At 72.4% G+C, this 16441-nt stretch carries 14 protein-coding genes; 7 read left to right on the top strand and 7 right to left on the bottom strand.

All coding sequences use genetic code 11. The annotated features are described in order from the left end of the window. Nucleotides 1-152 precede the first annotated feature (152 nt). Genes mmsB through chvE form a run of 3 tightly spaced genes read right to left on the bottom strand, consistent with a single transcriptional unit; the run spans nt 153 to nt 4089 of the window. The gene (gene mmsB, locus ACIGO8_RS29165; protein ID WP_399736839.1) at nt 153-1397 is read right to left on the bottom strand and encodes a multiple monosaccharide ABC transporter permease; all 1245 of its coding nucleotides are present in this window, start codon (nt 1395-1397) and stop codon (nt 153-155) included. Continuing rightward, nucleotides 1394-2983: a multiple monosaccharide ABC transporter ATP-binding protein gene (gene mmsA / locus ACIGO8_RS29160; protein WP_399736837.1), complete on the bottom strand. Its 1590-nt coding sequence runs from the start codon at nt 2981-2983 to the stop codon at nt 1394-1396. The genes mmsB and mmsA overlap by 4 nt, the downstream gene beginning before the upstream one ends. Beyond that, nucleotides 2980-4089: a multiple monosaccharide ABC transporter substrate-binding protein gene (chvE, locus tag ACIGO8_RS29155; RefSeq protein ID WP_399736835.1), complete on the bottom strand. Its 1110-nt coding sequence runs from the start codon at nt 4087-4089 to the stop codon at nt 2980-2982. The genes mmsA and chvE overlap by 4 nt, the downstream gene beginning before the upstream one ends. Nucleotides 4090-4308: 219 nt before the next feature. Here chvE and ACIGO8_RS29150 point away from each other — a divergent pair, with 219 nt between their 5' ends. The 5 genes from ACIGO8_RS29150 to ACIGO8_RS29130 all read left to right on the top strand — a co-directional run bounded on the left by ACIGO8_RS29150 (nt 4309) and on the right by ACIGO8_RS29130 (nt 11404). After that, nucleotides 4309-5355 carry a LacI family DNA-binding transcriptional regulator gene (locus ACIGO8_RS29150; protein ID WP_399736833.1) on the top strand — a complete coding sequence of 349 codons (1047 nt, stop codon included), beginning with the start codon at nt 4309-4311 and terminating at the stop codon, nt 5353-5355. Between the two features lie 417 nt (nt 5356-5772). Further along, nucleotides 5773-7479, top strand: coding sequence for a ribulokinase (gene araB / locus ACIGO8_RS29145; RefSeq protein WP_399736863.1), 1707 nt, complete (start codon nt 5773-5775; stop codon nt 7477-7479). A gap of 74 nt (nt 7480-7553) precedes the next feature. Then, nucleotides 7554-9062, top strand: a complete 1509-nt coding sequence (gene araA / locus ACIGO8_RS29140) for an L-arabinose isomerase (protein WP_399736831.1) — start codon at nt 7554-7556, stop codon at nt 9060-9062. Nucleotides 9063-9121: 59 nt separating this feature from the next. After that, nucleotides 9122-9835 (top strand): L-ribulose-5-phosphate 4-epimerase AraD, encoded by a 714-nt coding sequence (araD, locus tag ACIGO8_RS29135; RefSeq protein WP_399736829.1) that lies wholly within the window; start codon nt 9122-9124, stop codon nt 9833-9835. Nucleotides 9836-9934: 99 nt separating this feature from the next. After that, nucleotides 9935-11404, top strand: coding sequence for a non-reducing end alpha-L-arabinofuranosidase family hydrolase (locus ACIGO8_RS29130; RefSeq protein ID WP_399736827.1), 1470 nt, complete (start codon nt 9935-9937; stop codon nt 11402-11404). On the opposite strand, the gene ACIGO8_RS29125 is transcribed toward ACIGO8_RS29130, so the two are convergent. Beyond that, a complete protein-coding gene (locus tag ACIGO8_RS29125; protein ID WP_399736825.1) occupies nt 11371-12777 on the bottom strand; it encodes a glycosyltransferase 87 family protein in 1407 nt (468 codons plus the stop codon). The genes ACIGO8_RS29130 and ACIGO8_RS29125 overlap by 34 nt on opposite strands. 112 nt (nt 12778-12889) lie before the next feature. Between ACIGO8_RS29125 and ACIGO8_RS29120 the strand changes: the two genes are divergently transcribed. Next, the gene (locus ACIGO8_RS29120) at nt 12890-14059 is read left to right on the top strand and encodes a molybdopterin-dependent oxidoreductase (protein ID WP_399736823.1); all 1170 of its coding nucleotides are present in this window, start codon (nt 12890-12892) and stop codon (nt 14057-14059) included. 11 nt (nt 14060-14070) lie between these two features. Beyond that, nucleotides 14071-14496, top strand: coding sequence for a hypothetical protein (locus ACIGO8_RS29115; RefSeq protein WP_399736821.1), 426 nt, complete (start codon nt 14071-14073; stop codon nt 14494-14496). Here ACIGO8_RS29115 and ACIGO8_RS29110 read toward each other — a convergent pair. From ACIGO8_RS29110 to ACIGO8_RS29100, 3 genes are read right to left on the bottom strand one after another with little or no spacing between them, the layout of a single operon-like run. Next, nucleotides 14451-15113, bottom strand: a complete 663-nt coding sequence (locus ACIGO8_RS29110) for a class I SAM-dependent methyltransferase (RefSeq protein ID WP_399736819.1) — start codon at nt 15111-15113, stop codon at nt 14451-14453. The genes ACIGO8_RS29115 and ACIGO8_RS29110 overlap by 46 nt on opposite strands. Then, nucleotides 15110-15742 carry a DUF2064 domain-containing protein gene (locus ACIGO8_RS29105; RefSeq protein ID WP_399736817.1) on the bottom strand — a complete coding sequence of 211 codons (633 nt, stop codon included), beginning with the start codon at nt 15740-15742 and terminating at the stop codon, nt 15110-15112. Before ACIGO8_RS29105 ends, ACIGO8_RS29110 begins: the two co-directional genes overlap by 4 nt. Next, nucleotides 15739-16416 carry a glycosyltransferase family 2 protein gene (locus ACIGO8_RS29100; protein WP_399736861.1) on the bottom strand — a complete coding sequence of 226 codons (678 nt, stop codon included), beginning with the start codon at nt 16414-16416 and terminating at the stop codon, nt 15739-15741. Before ACIGO8_RS29100 ends, ACIGO8_RS29105 begins: the two co-directional genes overlap by 4 nt. Nucleotides 16417-16441: the final 25 nt, after the last annotated feature.

Genomic DNA, 16441 nt, shown 5'->3' with positions numbered 1-16441 from the left:
TGTCGCGGAGGGCCGGGGGGTCCCCCCCCCGCGGCGGCCCGCGCACCCCACCGCCCCCGGCCCAACCCCCCGCGCCCCGCGCACCAACACGCCCCCCCGGCGGGGCCCGCGGGGGGGCGCACCCGGCGGCCACGGCCATGGCAGCAGGGGCGTCAGGCGCCTGCCCTGCGCTTGTTCCACACGTCGAAGCCGACCGCCGCGAGCAGCACCAGGCCCTTGATGACCTGCTGCCAGTCGGTGCCCACACCGACGAGGTTCATGCCGTTGTTGAGCACGCCGAGAACCAGGCCGCCGATGATGGCTCCGAGGACGGTCCCGACGCCACCGCTCATCGACGCCCCGCCGATGAACGCGGCGGCGATCGCCTCCAGTTCGAAGTTCACGCCCGCCTTCGGCGAGGCCGCGTTGAAACGCGCCGCGAAGACCAGTCCGGCGAGCGCCGCGAGCATTCCCATGGTGAGGAACACGGCGAAGGTGACCTTCTTGTCCTTGACCCCGGACAGCTTCGCGGCGGGCAGGTTCCCGCCGATCGCGTACACGTGGCGGCCGATCACCGCGTTGCGCATCACGTATCCGAAGCCGACGAGCAGTACGGCCAGGATCAGCAGCACCACGGGTGCGCCCTTGTAGCTGGCGAGCAGCAGGGTCGTGACCAGGACCGCGGCGACCAGCGCCGTCACCTTCAGCGCGAACAGACCCGTGGGGAGCGGCTCCAGCGCGAACTCGCGCTGACGGCGGCGGTCCCGTACCTCCTGGAACACCACGTAGGCGATCAGTCCCAGGCCGAGGAGCAGGGTCACGTTGTGGTAGTTGGTCCGCGGTCCCACCTCCGGCAGGAAGCCGTTGGCGATCTTCTGCAGCCCGTTCGGGAACGGGCCGAGGGTCTGCCCCTTGAGGAAGATCTCCGTGAGCCCGCGGAACAGCAGCATGCCCGCGAGGGTCACGATGAACGAGGGTATGCCGACGTAGGCGATGAAGAATCCCTGCAGCGCGCCGGCGACGGCTCCGAGGAGCAGGGCGAGGAGCACCGCGACGGGCCAGGAGACATGGTGCTCGACCATGAGCACCGCCCCGACGCCGCCCACCAGGGCCGTCAGGGAGCCCACCGACAGGTCGATGTGTCCGGAGATGATCACGATCATCATGCCGATGGCCAGGATGAGGATGTAGCTGTTCTGCAGGACCAGGTTGGAGACGTTGCGCGGCAGCAGGAGGTCGCCGCCCGTCCAGACCTGGAACAGCAGCACGATCAGGCCGAGCGCGACGAGCATCCCGTACTGGCGCATGTTCCGCCGGACGCCGTCCAGGAGCACCCGGGCCGTCGACGCCCCGGCGGACGGGGACCGGCTGCCCGGGGGCGCCGGGGTGGTCGTTTCCGTGCTGACGTCGGTGCTCATGCCTGGTGTCCTTCGTTCGGGGCGGCGCCCGCGGTGACCGTCGCGGGCGCGGGGGAGTCCTGCGTCATGTGCCGCATCAGCACTTCCTGGGTGGCGTCCTCGCGGGCGACTTCGCCGGTCAGCCGTCCGGCGGCCATGGTGTAGATGCGGTCGCACATGCCGAGCAGTTCGGGCAGCTCGGAGGAGATGAAGAGGATCGCCTTGCCCTCGGCGGCGAGCCGGTCGATCACGGTGTAGATCTCGAACTTGGCTCCCACGTCGACTCCGCGGGTGGGCTCGTCGAGGATGAGGACGTCCGGTCCGGCGAGGATCCACTTGCTGAGGACGACCTTCTGCTGGTTGCCGCCGGAGAGGCGGCCGACCGGCTCGAGGACGTTCGGCGCCTTGATGTTCATCGTCCGCCGGTAGCGTTCGGCCACCTTGCGTTCCTCGTGCCCGTCGACGATCCCGCGGCGGGCGAGGGCGCCCAGCGAGGCGAGCGAGATGTTCCGGCTGACCGAGTCGCCGAGGTCGAGACCGAAGTGCTTGCGGTCCTCGGTGACGTAGGCGATGCCGTGGGCGACCGCCTCGGGGACCGTACGGGTGCGGACCTCACGCCCGTCCTTGAGCACGGAGCCCCGCTCGTAGTGCCCGTAGGAACGGCCGAAGACGCTCATGGCGAGTTCGGTCCGGCCGGCTCCCATGAGTCCCGCGACGCCGACGATCTCCCCGCGGCGGACCCGGAGCGAGACGCCGTCGACCACCTTGCGGCCGCGGTCCAGCGGGTGGCGGACGGTCCAGTCCCGGACCTCCAGGACGGGGCCGGCGCCGGCCGGGCCCTCGTACGGCGTGCGGTCGGGGAAACGGCTGTCGAGATCCCGCCCCACCATGCCGCGGATGATGCGTTCCTCGGTGGTGGCGGGATCCCTGACGTCCAGGGTCTCGATGGAGCGCCCGTCGCGCAGGACGGTGACGGAGTCGGCGATCCGGGCGATCTCGTTCAGCTTGTGCGAGATGATGATCGACGTGATGCCCTGGCTCTTCAGCTCCCGCATCAGCCGCAGCAGCTTCGCGCTGTCCTCGTCGTTGAGCGCCGCGGTGGGCTCGTCGAGGATCAGCAGGCGGACGTCCTTCGCCAGCGCCTTCGCGATCTCCACGAGCTGCTGCTTGCCGACCCCGATGTCGGCGACCCGGGTCTCGGGGTGTTCGTCGAGGCCGACCCGCCTGAGCAGTTCGGAGGTACGGCGCAGCGCCTCGTGCCAGTCGATGATCCCCCGCCGGGACGGCTCGTTGCCGAGGAAGATGTTCTCGGCGATCGACAGGTGGGGAACGAGCGCGAGCTCCTGATGGATGATGACGATTCCGCGCCGCTCACTGGCTCTGATGTCCTTGAAGCGGCACGGCTCGCCGTCGAAGAGGATCTCGCCCTCGTAGGTGCCGTACGGATGGACGCCGGACAGGACCTTCATCAGGGTCGACTTTCCGGCACCGTTCTCTCCGCACAGGGCGTGCACCTCGCCGCGCTCCACGGACAGGGTCACCTCGGAGAGCGCCCTGACGCCGGGGAAGGTCTTGACGATGGACCGCATCTGGAGGAGGGCCGTCATCGCAGCGCCCCGGCGTCGATGTAGCCGGAGTCGACCAGGACCTTCTGGTAGTTCGACTTGTCGACGCTCACCGGCGGGAGCAGGAAGGCCGGAACCACCTTCTTGCCGTTGTCGTAGGTGGTGTCGTCGTTGATCCGGGGCTTCTTGCCGGCGAGGACGGCCGTCACCATGTCGGCGGCGACCTGCGCGAGGGCGCGGGTGTCCTTGTAGACGGTCTGCGCCTGCTGGCCCGCGATGATCGACTTCACGGAGGCGACCTCCGCGTCCTGGCCGGTGACGACCGGCAGCGGCTTGGCCGCGCTGCCGTAGTCGTCGGACTTCAGGGCGGAGAGGATGCCGATGGAGATGCCGTCGTAGGGGGACAGCACGGCGTCGACCCGGGTCGTGGCGTACGAGGAGGTCAGCAGGTCGTCCATGCGCTTCTGCGCCGTCCCGCCGTCCCAGCGCAGCGTGGTGACCTGGTTGAGCCGGGTCTGGCCGGAGCGTACGACCAGCTGCTTGTTGTCCAGGTAGGGCTTGAGCACCTTCATGGCGCCGTCGAAGAAGTACTTCGTGTTGTTGTCGTCGTTCGACCCGGCGAACAGCTCGATGTTGAAGGGGCCCTTCTTCGCGCCGGCCTTCAGTCCCAGCTTCTGGACGATGTACGTGGCCTGGAGCTCGCCGACCTTCTCGTTGTCGAAGGAGGCGTAGTAGTCGACGTGCGGGGAGCCCAGGATCAGCCGGTCGTAGGAGATCACCGGGATGTGGGCGTCCGCCGCCTGCTGCAGGACGTTGGACAGCGCCTCGCCGTTGATGGCGGCCACGACCAGGGCGTCGACGCCCTGGGTGATCATGTTCTCGATCTGAGCGACCTGCTGGTCGGGGTCGTCCTCGCCGTACTGCAGGGTCGTGGAGAAGCCGGCCTTCTGCAGGCTCGCGGTCATGTTGCGGCCGTCGGCGATCCACCGCTCGGAGGACTTGGTGGGCATGGCGATGCCGATGGTGACGTCCTTCTTGTCCTTCGACTCCTTGCCACCGCCCTCGCTGTTCTGCCCGCAGGCGGTCAGGAGCAGGGCGCAGCCGGTGGTCACGGCCAGGAGGGCGGATACGGACCGGAACTTTTTCATGGGGATACCCATCCCGTCGTCGAGGGCGGCTCCGACCGGGGACGGGTTCGACGGCAGCGCGTGTCCTCGCACCACCGGGACGGCACCGTTCCGGCTGGGTGACCGGGACGTCGGCGCCTCGGTCGAGCTAGATTGTTAGCGCTCACAACAGCGGGAAACAAGAGGCGCTAAGGTTTTTCTCGCATCGATACGCAGCCGTAAGGGAGAAGGGAGGCGAACGTGGCGCAGCCCGCGGAAGACGTCCGCCCGCCGACGATGGCCGACGTCGCACGGGAGGCGGGGGTCTCCCACCAGACCGTCTCCCGGGTGCTGAGCGGTCACCCCAACGTGCGCGCGGCCACCCGCGAGCAGGTCACCCTGGCCATCGAACGGCTCGGCTACCGCCGCAACTCCGCCGCGCGCGCCCTCGTGACGCGCCGAACGAGGACGCTGGGCGTCATCGCCGTCAACACCGCCCTGTACGGCCCAGCCAGCACGCTGACCGGCCTGGAGGAAGCGGCCCGGGAGGAGGGTTACCTCGTCTCGACCGTCAGTCTGCGCACCGGGGCGGGCCAGGGGCTCAAGGACGCCATCGACCACCTCGCGGCCTGGGGCGTGGAGGGCGTCGTCGCCATCACCCCGCAGCGCTCGCACGTCCAGGCGCTCGCCGAACTGGACGCACCCTTCCCCGTGGTCACCGTCGAGGGCGGTCACCAGCTCGACCTGCCCGGCGTCTCCCTCGACCAGGAACTCGGGGCCCGCATGGTCACCGAGCACCTGCTCGCCGCCGGGCACGGCAACGTCTGGCACGTCGCGGGGCCCGACGACTGGCTGGAGAGCGAGGCCCGCACCGCCGGGTGGCGCGCCGTCCTGGAGGAGAGCGGCATCCGGCCTCCGCGCGTACTGACGGGGGACTGGAGCCCGCTGTCCGGGTACCGGGCAGGGCAGGAACTCGCCGGACTCGCCCTGGCCCGTCGTGGGGCGACACCGGTCACGGCCGTCTTCGTCGCCAACGACCAGATGGCGCTCGGCGTCCTGCGGGCGCTGCGCGAGGGCGGGATCCGCACGCCCGCACAGGTGGCCGTCGCCGGCTTCGACGACATTCCCGAGGCCGAGTTCTTCCCTCCGCCGCTGACGACGGTCCGCCAGGACTTCGCCGCGATCGGGCGCCGGAGCATCGGGCTGCTGGTGGACCACATCGAAGGCCGCGCCCGGAAGGCCGAGCACCTCCTCGTGGAGCCGCAACTCATCATGCGGGCGAGCACCCGCCCTCCGGGCGAGGCCTGACGCGCCGGGCGGCTCCCGCCGTCGCCTTACGGTCCCGGCTGGCGGGCCGCTGCCGACCGCCAGTCGGCAGGCGCCGGTCGCCGACCGACCGCCGACAGCCACCGGTCGACCGACAGCCACCGGCCGACACCCGCCAGCCGCCAGCCGCCAGCCGCCAGCCGCGAGCCGACCGCGAGGCCGGCGGTCGCCCCGCCGCTCGGCGCGCCCTTCCGCGACAGGCCGCCTCCTCCCGGCCCGGTCCCGGCTCCGAGGGCCGTGCGCGGCCGTGCGCAGCGTGCAGGTGAGCGCTCACCTCAGAGGCGTCACCCCTGGCCGAATGTTCGACAGAACTGCACATCACTCTTGTCCTTCTCAATTGTGAGCGTTAACAATGCGGGTGCTCCTCCGACCCCTGCTCATGACGAGAGAGACCGCATGGTGACCACACACGCCCTTCCGGGCCCCGCAGCCCCTCCCCATCCCGAGGCCTGCACGATCGGAGTCGACTTCGGCACCCTCTCCGGGCGCGCCGTCGTGGTCAGGGTCCGGGACGGCGCCGAACTCGGCTCGGCGGTCCACGCGTACGGCCACGCCGTCATCGAGGACCGCCTCCCCACCACCGGCGCCCCCCTGCCCCCCGACTGGGCCCTGCAGCACCCCGAGGACTGGCGCGACGTCCTGCGCACCGCCGTTCCGGCGGCGGTCGCCGACGCCGGGGTCGACCCTGCCCGCGTCATCGGCATCGCCACCGACTTCACCGCCTGCACGGTCCTGCCGACGACCGCGCTCGGCACCCCGCTCGCCCTGCTGCCCGAGTGGGCCGACCGCCCGCACGCCTGGCCCAAACTGTGGAAGCACCACGCGGCCCAGGAGCAGGCCGACCGCATCAACGCCCTCGCCCACGCCCACGGCGAGAAGTGGATCGCACGGTACGGCGGCAAGATCTCCTCCGAGTGGCAGTACGCGAAGGCCCTGCAGGTCCTGGAGGAGGACCCCGCCGTCTACGCCGCCTGCGCCCGCTGGATCGAGGCCGCCGACTGGATCGTCTGGCAGCTCACCGGCAGCGAGTCCCGCAACACCTGCACCGCCGGCTACAAGGGCATCCACCAGGACGGCGCGTACCCCTCGCCGGGCTTCCTCGCCGGGCTCCACCCGGACTTCGCCGACTTCCCCGCCACGCGTCTGGAGCACCCGCTCTCTCCTCTGGGCTCCCGGGCCGGTGGGCTGAGCTCCCTGGCCGCCCACTGGACCGGCCTCCCCGAAGGCATCGCCGTCGCCGTCGGCAACGTCGACGCCCACGTGGCCGCTCCCGCCGCGGGCGCCGTCGAGAACGGGCGGATGCTCGCCATCATGGGCACCTCGACCTGCCACGTCCTCAACGGCGCCGCCCTCGTCGAGATCCCCGGAATCTGCGGGGTCGTCGACGGCGGCATCGTCGAGGGCGCCTACGGCTACGAGGCCGGCCAGAGCGCGGTCGGCGACCTCTTCGCCTGGTGGCTCCGGCAGGGCGTACCGGACCACTACCGCACCGAGGCGGAGGCGTCGGGCGAGGACCTGCACGGGTTCCTGACCCGCAAGGCCGCCGGCCGGCCGGTCGGCGCGCACGGGCTGGTCGCCCTGGACTGGATGAACGGAAACCGTTCCCTCCTGGTCGACCACCACCTCTCCGGAGTCGTCGTCGGCCTCACCCTCGACACCCGGCCCGAAGACGTCTACCGGGCCCTGCTCGAATCCACCGCCTACGGCACCCGGATGATCATCGAGGCCTTCGAGGACGGCGGAATCCCCGTCGAGGAGTTCATCGTCACCGGTGGACTGAAGAAGAACGCCCTGCTCATGCAGATCTACGCCGATGTCCTGCGCCGCCCGGTCTCCGTCGGCACCTCCGACCAGGGGCCGGCGCTCGGCTCGGCCATCCACGCCGCCGTCGCCGCGGGCGCCTACCCCGACGTCCGGTCCGCCGCCGCCGTCATGGGAAGCGTCCGGCGCCACGCGTACCTGCCCGACGCCGCACGCGCGGACGCCTACGACGCGCTGTTCGGCGAGTACCGCGCCCTGCACGAGTACTTCGGCACCGGCGCGGACCTCCTCCTGCACCGCCTGCGACGGATCCGCAACGCCGCGCGGGCCGCCGTCAGCGACTGACTCGGGCCACCTCGCCGCCCCGGCCTCACCGGCCCGACCTCTCCGCCCCCGCACCTCCGAGGAGCACACCCGACATGACGCCCGACCAGCCCGACCGCGAGATCTGGTTTCTCACCGGCAGCCAGGCCCTCTACGGCGAGGAGACCCTGGCCCAGGTCGCCGACCAGTCCCGCGCCATCTGCGACACCCTCGCCTGCCGGTCCCGGATGACCGTCCGTCTCGTGTGGAAGCCGGTCCTGACCGACGCGGCCGCCATCCGCGCGGTCTGTCTGGAGGCCAACGCCGACGACCGATGCATCGGCCTGATCGCCTGGATGCACACCTTCTCCCCGGCCAAGATGTGGATCGCCGGCCTCGACGCCCTGCGCAAGCCCTTGCTGCACCTGCACACCCAGGCCAACCGCGAACTGCCCTGGTCCACCATCGACATGGACTTCATGAACCTGAACCAGGCCGCCCACGGCGACCGCGAGTTCGGCTTCGTCCAGACCCGCCTCGGTGTCCCGCGCAAGACCGTGGCCGGCCACGTCTCCGCCCCCGACGTCGTCGACCGCATCGCCGGATGGGCCCGCGCGGCCGTCGGCCGCGCCGAACTCACCACCCTCAGACTCGCCCGGTTCGGGGACAACATGCGCGACGTCGCCGTCACCGAGGGCGACAAGGTCGAGGCCCAGCTGCGGTTCGGGGTCTCGGTCAACACGTACGGCGTCAACGATCTCGTCGCCGCGGTCGACGCCGCTCCCGACGACACCGTCACCGCCCTCGTCAAGGAGTACCAGGAGCTCTACGCCCTCGCGCCCGAGCTGAGGCCCGGCGGTGAGCGCCACGCGTCCCTGCGCTACGCCGCCCGCGTCGAAGCCGGCCTGCGCACCTTCCTCACCGAAGGCGGGTTTCGGGCCTTCACCACCAACTTCGAGGACCTCGGCGGCCTGCGCCAGCTGCCCGGCCTCGCCGTGCAGCGCCTGATGGCGGACGGTTACGGCTTCGGCGGCGAAGGAGACTGGAAGACCTCCACCCTGCTGCGCACCGTGAAGGCGATGGCCCACGGCCTGCCCGGCGGCACCTCCTTCATGGAGGACTACACCTACGACCTCACGCCCGGCCGGGAACTCGTCCTCGGCGCCCACATGCTCGAGGTCTGCCCCTCGCTCACGACGGCGACGCCCACCTGCGAGATCCATCCGCTCGGCATCGGCGGACGCGAGGACCCGGTCCGCCTCGTCTTCGACGCGGATCCCGGCGAGGCCGTCGTCGTCGGCCTCGCCGACATGGGCGACCGGTTCCGTCTCGTCGCCAACCGCATCGACGTCGTCGCCCCGCCCGAGCCGCTGCCCCGGCTCCCCGTCGCCCGGGCCGTCTGGCGCCCCCGCCCCGACCTGCGCACCTCCACCGAGGCCTGGCTGACGGCCGGGGCCCCGCACCACACCGTCCTGACCACGGCCCTCGGCGGCGAGGAGCTCGAAGACCTCGCCGAGATGCTGCGGACCGAACTCGCCGTCATCGACGAGGACACCACCGTACGCCGCTTCACGCGCGAGCTGCGCTGGAACCAGGCGTACCACCGTCTGGCCCAGAGCCTGTGAACAGCCCCGCCACCACGTCCACCACCACGACGTCCACCACCACGAGGACGGAGCCCTCCGTGAGCACCGCCGTCTCCAAGAAACTGCGCCGCGAGGTACTGGAGGCCAATCTCCGCATCCCGCGCGCCGGCCTCGCCACCCTCACCTGGGGCAACGTGAGCGGTGTGGACCGACGAGCCGGCGTCTTCGTCATCAAGCCCTCGGGCGTGCCCTACGACGTCCTCGGCGAGGAGGACCTGGTCGTCGTCTCCCTGTCCGACGGAAGCGTCGTGGAAGGCCACTTGCGGCCGTCCACCGACACGGAGACGCACCGCAGCCTCTACCTGGCCTTCCCCTCCATCGGAGGCGTGACCCACACGCACTCCACCCACGCCGTCGCCTTCGCCCAGGCCCGGCGTCCCATACCGGTGCTCGGCACGACCCACGCGGACACGTTCAACGGCCCCGTCCCCGTCACCGCGGCCCTCACCCCTCAGCAGTGCGCCCAGGACTACGAGTTCCACACCGGTCAGGTCATCGTGGACCTGCTGGGCCGTGACGACACCCGGGCCCGGGAGGTGCCCGGCGCCCTGGTCGCCCACCACGGTCCTTTCACCTGGGGCGCCGACGCCACCGCGTCCCTGGAGCACGCCGTCATCTGCGAGGCGGTGGCCGAGATGGCCCTTCACACCATCGCGCTGGGCGCGGTCGAACCCCCGCGGCACGTCCTGGACCGCCACTTCACCCGTAAGCACGGCCCCGACGCCTACTACGGCAACCCTTCCTCCGCCTGACGACACCGCTGACCGCACCGAGGGGAGCCGGGATCGTCCCGGCTCCCGCCGCGCGGTCCGTCGGAGTCGTCCACCTCCCTCCCCCGAAGGAGCCTTCTGATGACACGTCGTCCACCACCCCTGGTCCTCGGTCTCGTGCTCGCGGTCCTGTCGTCCTTGCTGCTCGGGGCCACCGTCCTCGGTGCCCCGCCCGCCGCAGCGGCCACCGTCGACACCAACGCCTGGTACGTGCTGGTCAACCGCACCAGCGGAAAGGCCCTGGACGTCTACAACCTGGCAACGGGCGACGGCGCCCGCATCACCCAGTGGACCAGGAACGACCAGAACCAGCAGCAGTGGCAGTTCGTCGCCTCCGGTGACGGCTACTACCGCGTCAAGTCCCGCCACTCCGGCAAGGTCCTGGACGTCCGCGACCTCTCCACCGCCAACGGCGCCCCGGTCGTCCAGTGGACCGACCTGAACGGCACCAACCAGCAGTGGCGGCTGGCCGACAGCGCGGACGGCTACGTGCGGTTCGTCGCCCGCCACAGCGACAAGGCCCTCGAAGTACAGGGCGCCTCCACCGCCGACGGCGCGAACGTCGTCCAGTACGACGACTGGGGCGGCGCCAACCAGCAGTGGCAGCTCGTCAAGGTCACCGGCACCTCCGGCACCTGCGCCCTTCCGTCGACGTACCGCTGGTCGTCGACGGGCGCGCTGGCGCAGCCCAAGGCGGGGTGGGCCTCGCTGAAGGACTTCACCGTCGCCCCCTACAACGGCAAGCACCTCGTCTACGCGACGACGCACGGCGCCGCCGGAACCGGAGCGGGCTGGGGTTCGATGAACTTCGCGCCGTTCACCGACTGGCCGGAGATGGCCTCGGCCGGCCAGAACACCATGGCGAACTCCGCCGTCGCCCCCACGCTCTTCCACTTCGCGCCGAAGAACATCTGGGTGCTCGCCTACCAGTGGGGCCGGACCGCCTTCTCCTACCGGACGTCGACCGACCCCGCCGACCCGAACGGCTGGTCGGCGGAGCGGGAGCTCTTCTCCGGCGGCATCGCCGGCTCCGGAACGGGCCCCATCGACCAGACGCTCATCGGTGACGGCACGACCATGTACCTGTTCTTCGCCGGTGACAACGGCAAGATCTACCGGGCCGGCATGCCGATCGGGAACTTCCCGGGCAGTTTCGGCACGGCCTCGACCGTGGTCATGAGCGACACGGCCGACAACCTCTTCGAAGCCCCACAGGTCTACAAGCTCCAGGGCCAGGACCGCTACCTCATGATCGTCGAGGCGGTCGGCTCGCAGGGCCGCTACTTCCGCTCGTTCACGGCCACCAGCCTGAACGGTTCCTGGACGCCCCAGGCCGCGACCGAGAGCAACCCCTTCGCCGGCAAGGCCAACAGCGGCGCCGCCTGGACCAACGACATCAGCCATGGCGAACTGATCCGCACCGGCGCCGACCAGACCTTCACGGTCGATCCGTGCCACCTGCGCTTCCTCTACCAGGGGCGCGATCCCCGCTCCGGAGGCGACTACGGCCAGTGGCCCTACCGGCCGGGTCTGCTGACGCTGCAGCGCTGACGACGCGACACCGGTCCGGCTCCGCTGCGGAGCCGGACCGGTGTCGGCACTTTCCGTCGCGCCCACCAGCCCGCGGCCACCAGCAGCGCCGCCGCTCCGTACGCCCCGGTCACCCAGCCGGCGCCGATGGCGGGTCCCGCGAGGTAGGCGACGGCGCCGGCGAACGCGATGCCCAGCCATTCCCCTCGGCCGTCCAGCGCGACGAGGGCGACGAGCAGGAGCGCGTACCAGGAGTATCCCGGGGTCAGGAGAAGGAAGGCCGTTCCGGTGGTGAGCAGTGCGCCGCGCCAAGAGCGTTCGGGGTCGCCGCGCCACCAGGCGGTGAGCGCCACCGCTGTCATGACCAGGAGGACGGCCGGCGGCGCCCACGTGTCGGGCAGGACGAGGCGCAGCAGGGCGTACCGGCCGCCGGCTCCCGCACGGTCGTATCCCTCCTCCTGCGCGTAGCCGCCCAGGTAGCCGAGGACGGACCCGTCGGAGAGCAGGACGTACGGGAGGTACGCCACCCCGACGGCCGTCACCGCCGGCACCACGACCGCCAGGAACGTCCGTGGCCGGCGGAGTCCGGACACGGCGCCCGGCAGCAGGACGGCGGGCAGCAGTTTCGCGGCGATCGCGAGGCCCAGCAGGACGCCGGCGGTGACCCGGCGGCGGGCGACGACGCTCAGAGCGGCGACCGCGAACAGCACGGCGAGGACGTCGACATGGGCGTTGTTGACCGCCTCGACGGGGACGGCCGGACACCAGGCCCACAAGGCGGCCTGCCGAGGGTCGCCCCGCCGGCGCAGGACGGCGACCAGCAGACCGGTCACCGCGAGGGAGAGGACGGCGGCGCCGGTCTGGAGCGCCTTGTGACGGACGTCGGACGGCGAGAGGACGTCGACCAGCAGGAACCAGCCCTCGGCGACGGGCGGGTAGATCGTGTGGACGGCCGGCCGGTTGATGCGCGTGCAGCCGCCGTCGGCCAGCGGGGCGAGGTCGCCGCCGTGGACGCAGTCGGCACGGTCCGGGAAGAGCCAGGCGTCCCGCAGCGGGACCAGTGCTCGGTCGGCGGGCGCGTGGTCGTACGGCGAGAGGCCGGCGGCCTGCACCCTGCCGTCCCACGCGTAACGGTAGGAGTCGGTGCTCGTACGCGGCGCCGCCAGCAGCCCGGTGGCCGTGACCGCGACCGCCCCGGCGAGCACGAGCGGGACGACCGCGCGGGCGGGGACCGCGCGCAGGGCGACCACGCCGGCCACGAACAGCGCCCAGCACGCCGCGTCGCCCGTCAGGAAGGAGACCCCGCGGGCGTCCGAGCGGAGCAGGACGGCCAGGGCGGCGGTCAGGGCCGCGAGCAGGAGGGCGGTCACGACGAGCGGACGGGCACGAAGCATGGCCGTAGCCTGGCAGCACCCACCGCCACCCGGCGGGAGTCCCGTCGGGGCGTTTGGGTTTCGTAAGGTGTCGAACCGCCCGCACGGCGGCGAGCGGCGGTGTCATGGACGCATGACCTCCCGCACGCCACGGCCGCGGCGGCCCGCCCTGCCCGCACTCCGGCCGCCCGCCCTCACCGGCCGTCTCCACGACGCGCGAACGGCGACCGCCGTCGGCCGGTGGCTCGGCGCGGCCTTCGCCGTCTGCTTCGCGACCGGACTCGTCAGCCACTACCTCCAGCACCCGCCGGACTGGCTCGCCGACGATCTGCCCACCCGGCCGGTGTGGGGCTACCGGCTCACCCAGGGCCTGCACGTCGCCACCGGGCTCGCGGCGATCGTGCTGCTCCTGGTCAAGCTCTGGGCGGTGTATCCACGGCTGTTCGTCTGGCCGCCGGTGCGGTCCGTGCGGCACGCGCTGGAACGGCTGTCCGTCGCGGTCCTGGTCGCCTCGGCCGTGTTCCAGGTGTTCACCGGGCTGCTCAACATCGTCGAGTGGTATCCCTGGCCCTTCTCGTTCGTGCCCGTGCACTTCGCCGTCGCCTGGATCGCGACGGGTTCGATCCTGCTCCACATCGCCGTCAAGGCTCGGCAGATCGGCGCCCATTGGGGCCGGAGATCGGCCGGGACGCTCGCGCTGCCCGCCGAGGACGCGCGCGACCGCCGCTCTCTGCTGCTGGGCGCGGGCGCTGCCGTCGGTGTGGTGACGCTGACGACGGTGGGGCAGTCCTTCACGCCGCTGCGGACGTTCGACCTGCTCGCCCCGCGCCACCCCGGCCACGGCCCGCAGGGCCTGCCCGTCAACCGGACCGCCGCCGCGGCCGGCGTCTCGGCTCGCGGCCTGGGGGAGTGGCGGTTGGAGGTCGCCGGGCCCCGCCCGTACACGCTGTCACTCGACGCGCTGCGGGCCCTTCCTCAGGCACGGGTCCGGTTGCCGATCGCCTGCGTCGAGGGCTGGAGCGTCGAGGCGCACTGGGGAGGAGTGCGGGTACGGGACCTCGTGGAGCGGGCCGGCGCGCGGCCCGGCGCCGTCGCCGTGCGGGTGACCTCGCTGGAGGTGAGCGGTGCCTACCGGGTGATGGAGATGGGCGCCGGCTACGCGGACGATCCGCTCACGCTCCTCGCCCTGACCCTGAACGGACAGCCCCTCTCTCTCGACCACGGCTTTCCCGCGCGGATCATCGCCCCCGGCCGGCCCGGGGTGCTGCAGACCAAGTGGGTGCACCGCCTGGAGGTGCTGTGAGGACGGCGAGCGTGTTCCGCTACGGGGCCGGCGGCCTGGGTCTCGTCCTGATCGGCATCGGCGCGTGGTGCGTGGCCGAGCAGCCGGACCCGCCGGCCGTGCTGGTGTGGCTGGCCGGGGCGGTCGTCCTGCACGACGGGATCATCGCCCCGCTGGTCCTCGCCGTCGGGCTGCTGGTCGTCGGCCGCCCCGAACGGGGTGTCCTGCGCTGCGCGCTGGTCGTGGCGGGAAGCCTGCTGCTGGTCACGCTGCCCCTGCTGGTCCGGCCGGGAGAGCCGCCGAACCCCTCCGCCCTGCCGCTGCCGTACGGGCGCAACCTCGTGATCGTCGAAGCGGCGGTGGTCGTGGTCGCGGTGACGGTGATCCTCGTACGGCGGTGGCGGGGGCGTCCTCAGCGGGGCACGGACGACGACCGGCAGACCAGGGTCACGAAGTGACGGCCCCATAGCTCCCACCGTTCGGACACCGTCCAGCCGGTGGCGGCCGCGTGAGCGGTCAGCGCGGGTATCCCGACGCGGGCCCACGGGAACGGCGTGCCGCGCCCGCCCCGCCCGTCGTCCATCCGCACCTCGCAGCGCTCGTCGACGTCCACCGGCACGCACTCCGCGATGACCCGCCCCGACCGGGAGACGACGTGTCGCATCCGGCGTAGCAGGGCGGCCGGGTCCCCGCCGATCCCGATGTTGCCGTCGATGAGCAGGGCCGTGTCCCAGCGTCCTTCCCCGGGCAGGGAGTCGAAGACCGAGCGGCACAGGGCCGTCGCCCCGAGCCGTACGGCACGGGCGACCGCCTCCGGACTGACGTCGACGCCCAGCGCGCGACGCCCTTCGGCGGCGAGGGCGGCGACGAGCCGCCCCGGACCGCAGCCGACGTCGAGGACCGTGCCGTGGCAGCGGTCCAGTACGGACCGGTCCGCGCGGTCGGGCGCCTCGCACCAGCGCTCGACCTCCAGGGGCAGGAGCCAGCCGTCGTCGCGGCGCAGGAACAGCGGGCCCCGCCCGGTACGCAGGGCGTCGCTGTACGGGTCGGCACGCCAGGCCGTCGTCGCCGTCACGAGCCCGCTCCCGCCGCCGTCACGGTCAACGCGCGGTGCAGGGCGGCGAAGCGGGTGCCGGGCGCCCCGGCCGCCACGAGGCGCGCGTCCTCGGCGGTGTCCACGTCCCGCAGCACCGGCAGGCCGCCGATGCGCAGGCCGGCCGCGCGCAGCCGCTCGCGCTGGACGGCGCCGGTGTCGGGGCGTGACATCGGGACACCGCGCAGGAGGGCGGGGTCGGGGGAGGCGAGGCCGAGGGCCCAGAAGCCGCCGTCGGCCGCGGGGCCGAACCAGGCGTCGTACGCGTCCCAACACAGGGCCGGGGCCAGCAGGTCGGGAGTGACCTGCGGGGTGTCCATGCCGATCAGCAGCGCCGGACCGTCGCAGGCGGCGAACGCGGCGGCGAGGCGTACGTCGAGGCCGCCCGACGCCTGCGGGACCAGCTGGAATCCGGGGGGCAGCCAGCCGCCGGGCTGCCCGTCGAGCACGAGGACGTGCCGGTCGGCGGGGACCGCGAGAGCCGTGGCGAGCGTGTCGGCGAGGGCGGCCTCGGCCAGGGCGGCGGCCTCCTCGGGCGGGAACGGCGGAGTGAGGCGGGTCTTGACCCGGCCCGGCAGGGGCTGCTTGGCGATGACGAGGAGCGTGGTCACCGGCGCTCACCACCGGCCGGCGTCGGCTCGTCGAGCACGCGACGCATGTCGTGCACGGCCTGCCAGGTCCCCTTCCAGGTGCCGGTGACCTTGGAGTGGCCGGAACGGGGAAGGTAGGGCACGTCCACCTCCCGTACCCGCCAGCCGGCGTCCGCGGCCCGGACGACCATCTGGAGCGGGTAGCCGCTGCGCCGGTCGGTCAGGCCGAGGCCGAGGAGCGCCTCGCGCCGGGCGACCCGCATGGGCCCCAGGTCGTGCAGCCGCAGTCCGGTCCGGCGGCGCAGCAGTCGGGACAGCGCGAGGTTCCCGGCCCGGGCGTGGGCCGGCCACGCGCCGCGCGCGGTCGGGCGGCGGCGGCCGAGGACGAGGTCGGCGGAGCCGTCGGCGACGGAACGCAGGAGGCCGGGCAGCAGGCCGGGGTCGAGAGAGGCGTCGCAGTCGCAGAAGCAGACGAACTCGGCCTCGGCCGCGAGCAGCCCGGCGTGGCAGGCGGCGCCGAAGCCGCGTCGGGGCTCCCGCACGACGGTGGCGCCGAGGCCGGCCGCGATCGCCGCGGAACCGTCGGTGGAGCCGTTGTCGACGACGATCGGCCGCCACCGGGCGGGGACGCGGGCCAGCACCCACGGCAGGGCCTCGGCCTCGTCGAGACAGGGAAGGACGACATCTGCGGTCATGGAGGTCACGCCTCTCACCGTAGGA

It is taken from the genome of Streptomyces sp. NPDC053493, from assembly GCF_044544825.1.
GTDB lineage: Bacteria > Actinomycetota > Actinomycetes > Streptomycetales > Streptomycetaceae > Streptomyces.
The sequence above is the reverse complement of the archived record's forward strand: the minus strand, read 5'-3'. Positions and strand labels throughout refer to the sequence as shown.

Excerpts from the sequence above, each read along its gene's own strand:
- ACIGO8_RS29125 (WP_399736825.1), bottom strand. The coding sequence starts at position 12,777 with ATGCTTCGTGCCCGTCCGCTCGTCGTGACCGCCCTCCTGCTCGCGGCC.
- ACIGO8_RS29130 (WP_399736827.1), top strand. The coding sequence starts at position 9,935 with ATGACACGTCGTCCACCACCCCTGGTCCTCGGTCTCGTGCTCGCGGTC.
- mmsB (WP_399736839.1), bottom strand. The coding sequence starts at position 1,397 with ATGAGCACCGACGTCAGCACGGAAACGACCACCCCGGCGCCCCCGGGC.
- araA (WP_399736831.1), top strand. The coding sequence starts at position 7,554 with ATGACGCCCGACCAGCCCGACCGCGAGATCTGGTTTCTCACCGGCAGC.
- chvE (WP_399736835.1), bottom strand. The coding sequence starts at position 4,089 with ATGAAAAAGTTCCGGTCCGTATCCGCCCTCCTGGCCGTGACCACCGGC.
- ACIGO8_RS29100 (WP_399736861.1), bottom strand. The coding sequence starts at position 16,416 with ATGACCGCAGATGTCGTCCTTCCCTGTCTCGACGAGGCCGAGGCCCTG.
- mmsA (WP_399736837.1), bottom strand. The coding sequence starts at position 2,983 with ATGACGGCCCTCCTCCAGATGCGGTCCATCGTCAAGACCTTCCCCGGC.
- ACIGO8_RS29120 (WP_399736823.1), top strand. The coding sequence starts at position 12,890 with ATGACCTCCCGCACGCCACGGCCGCGGCGGCCCGCCCTGCCCGCACTC.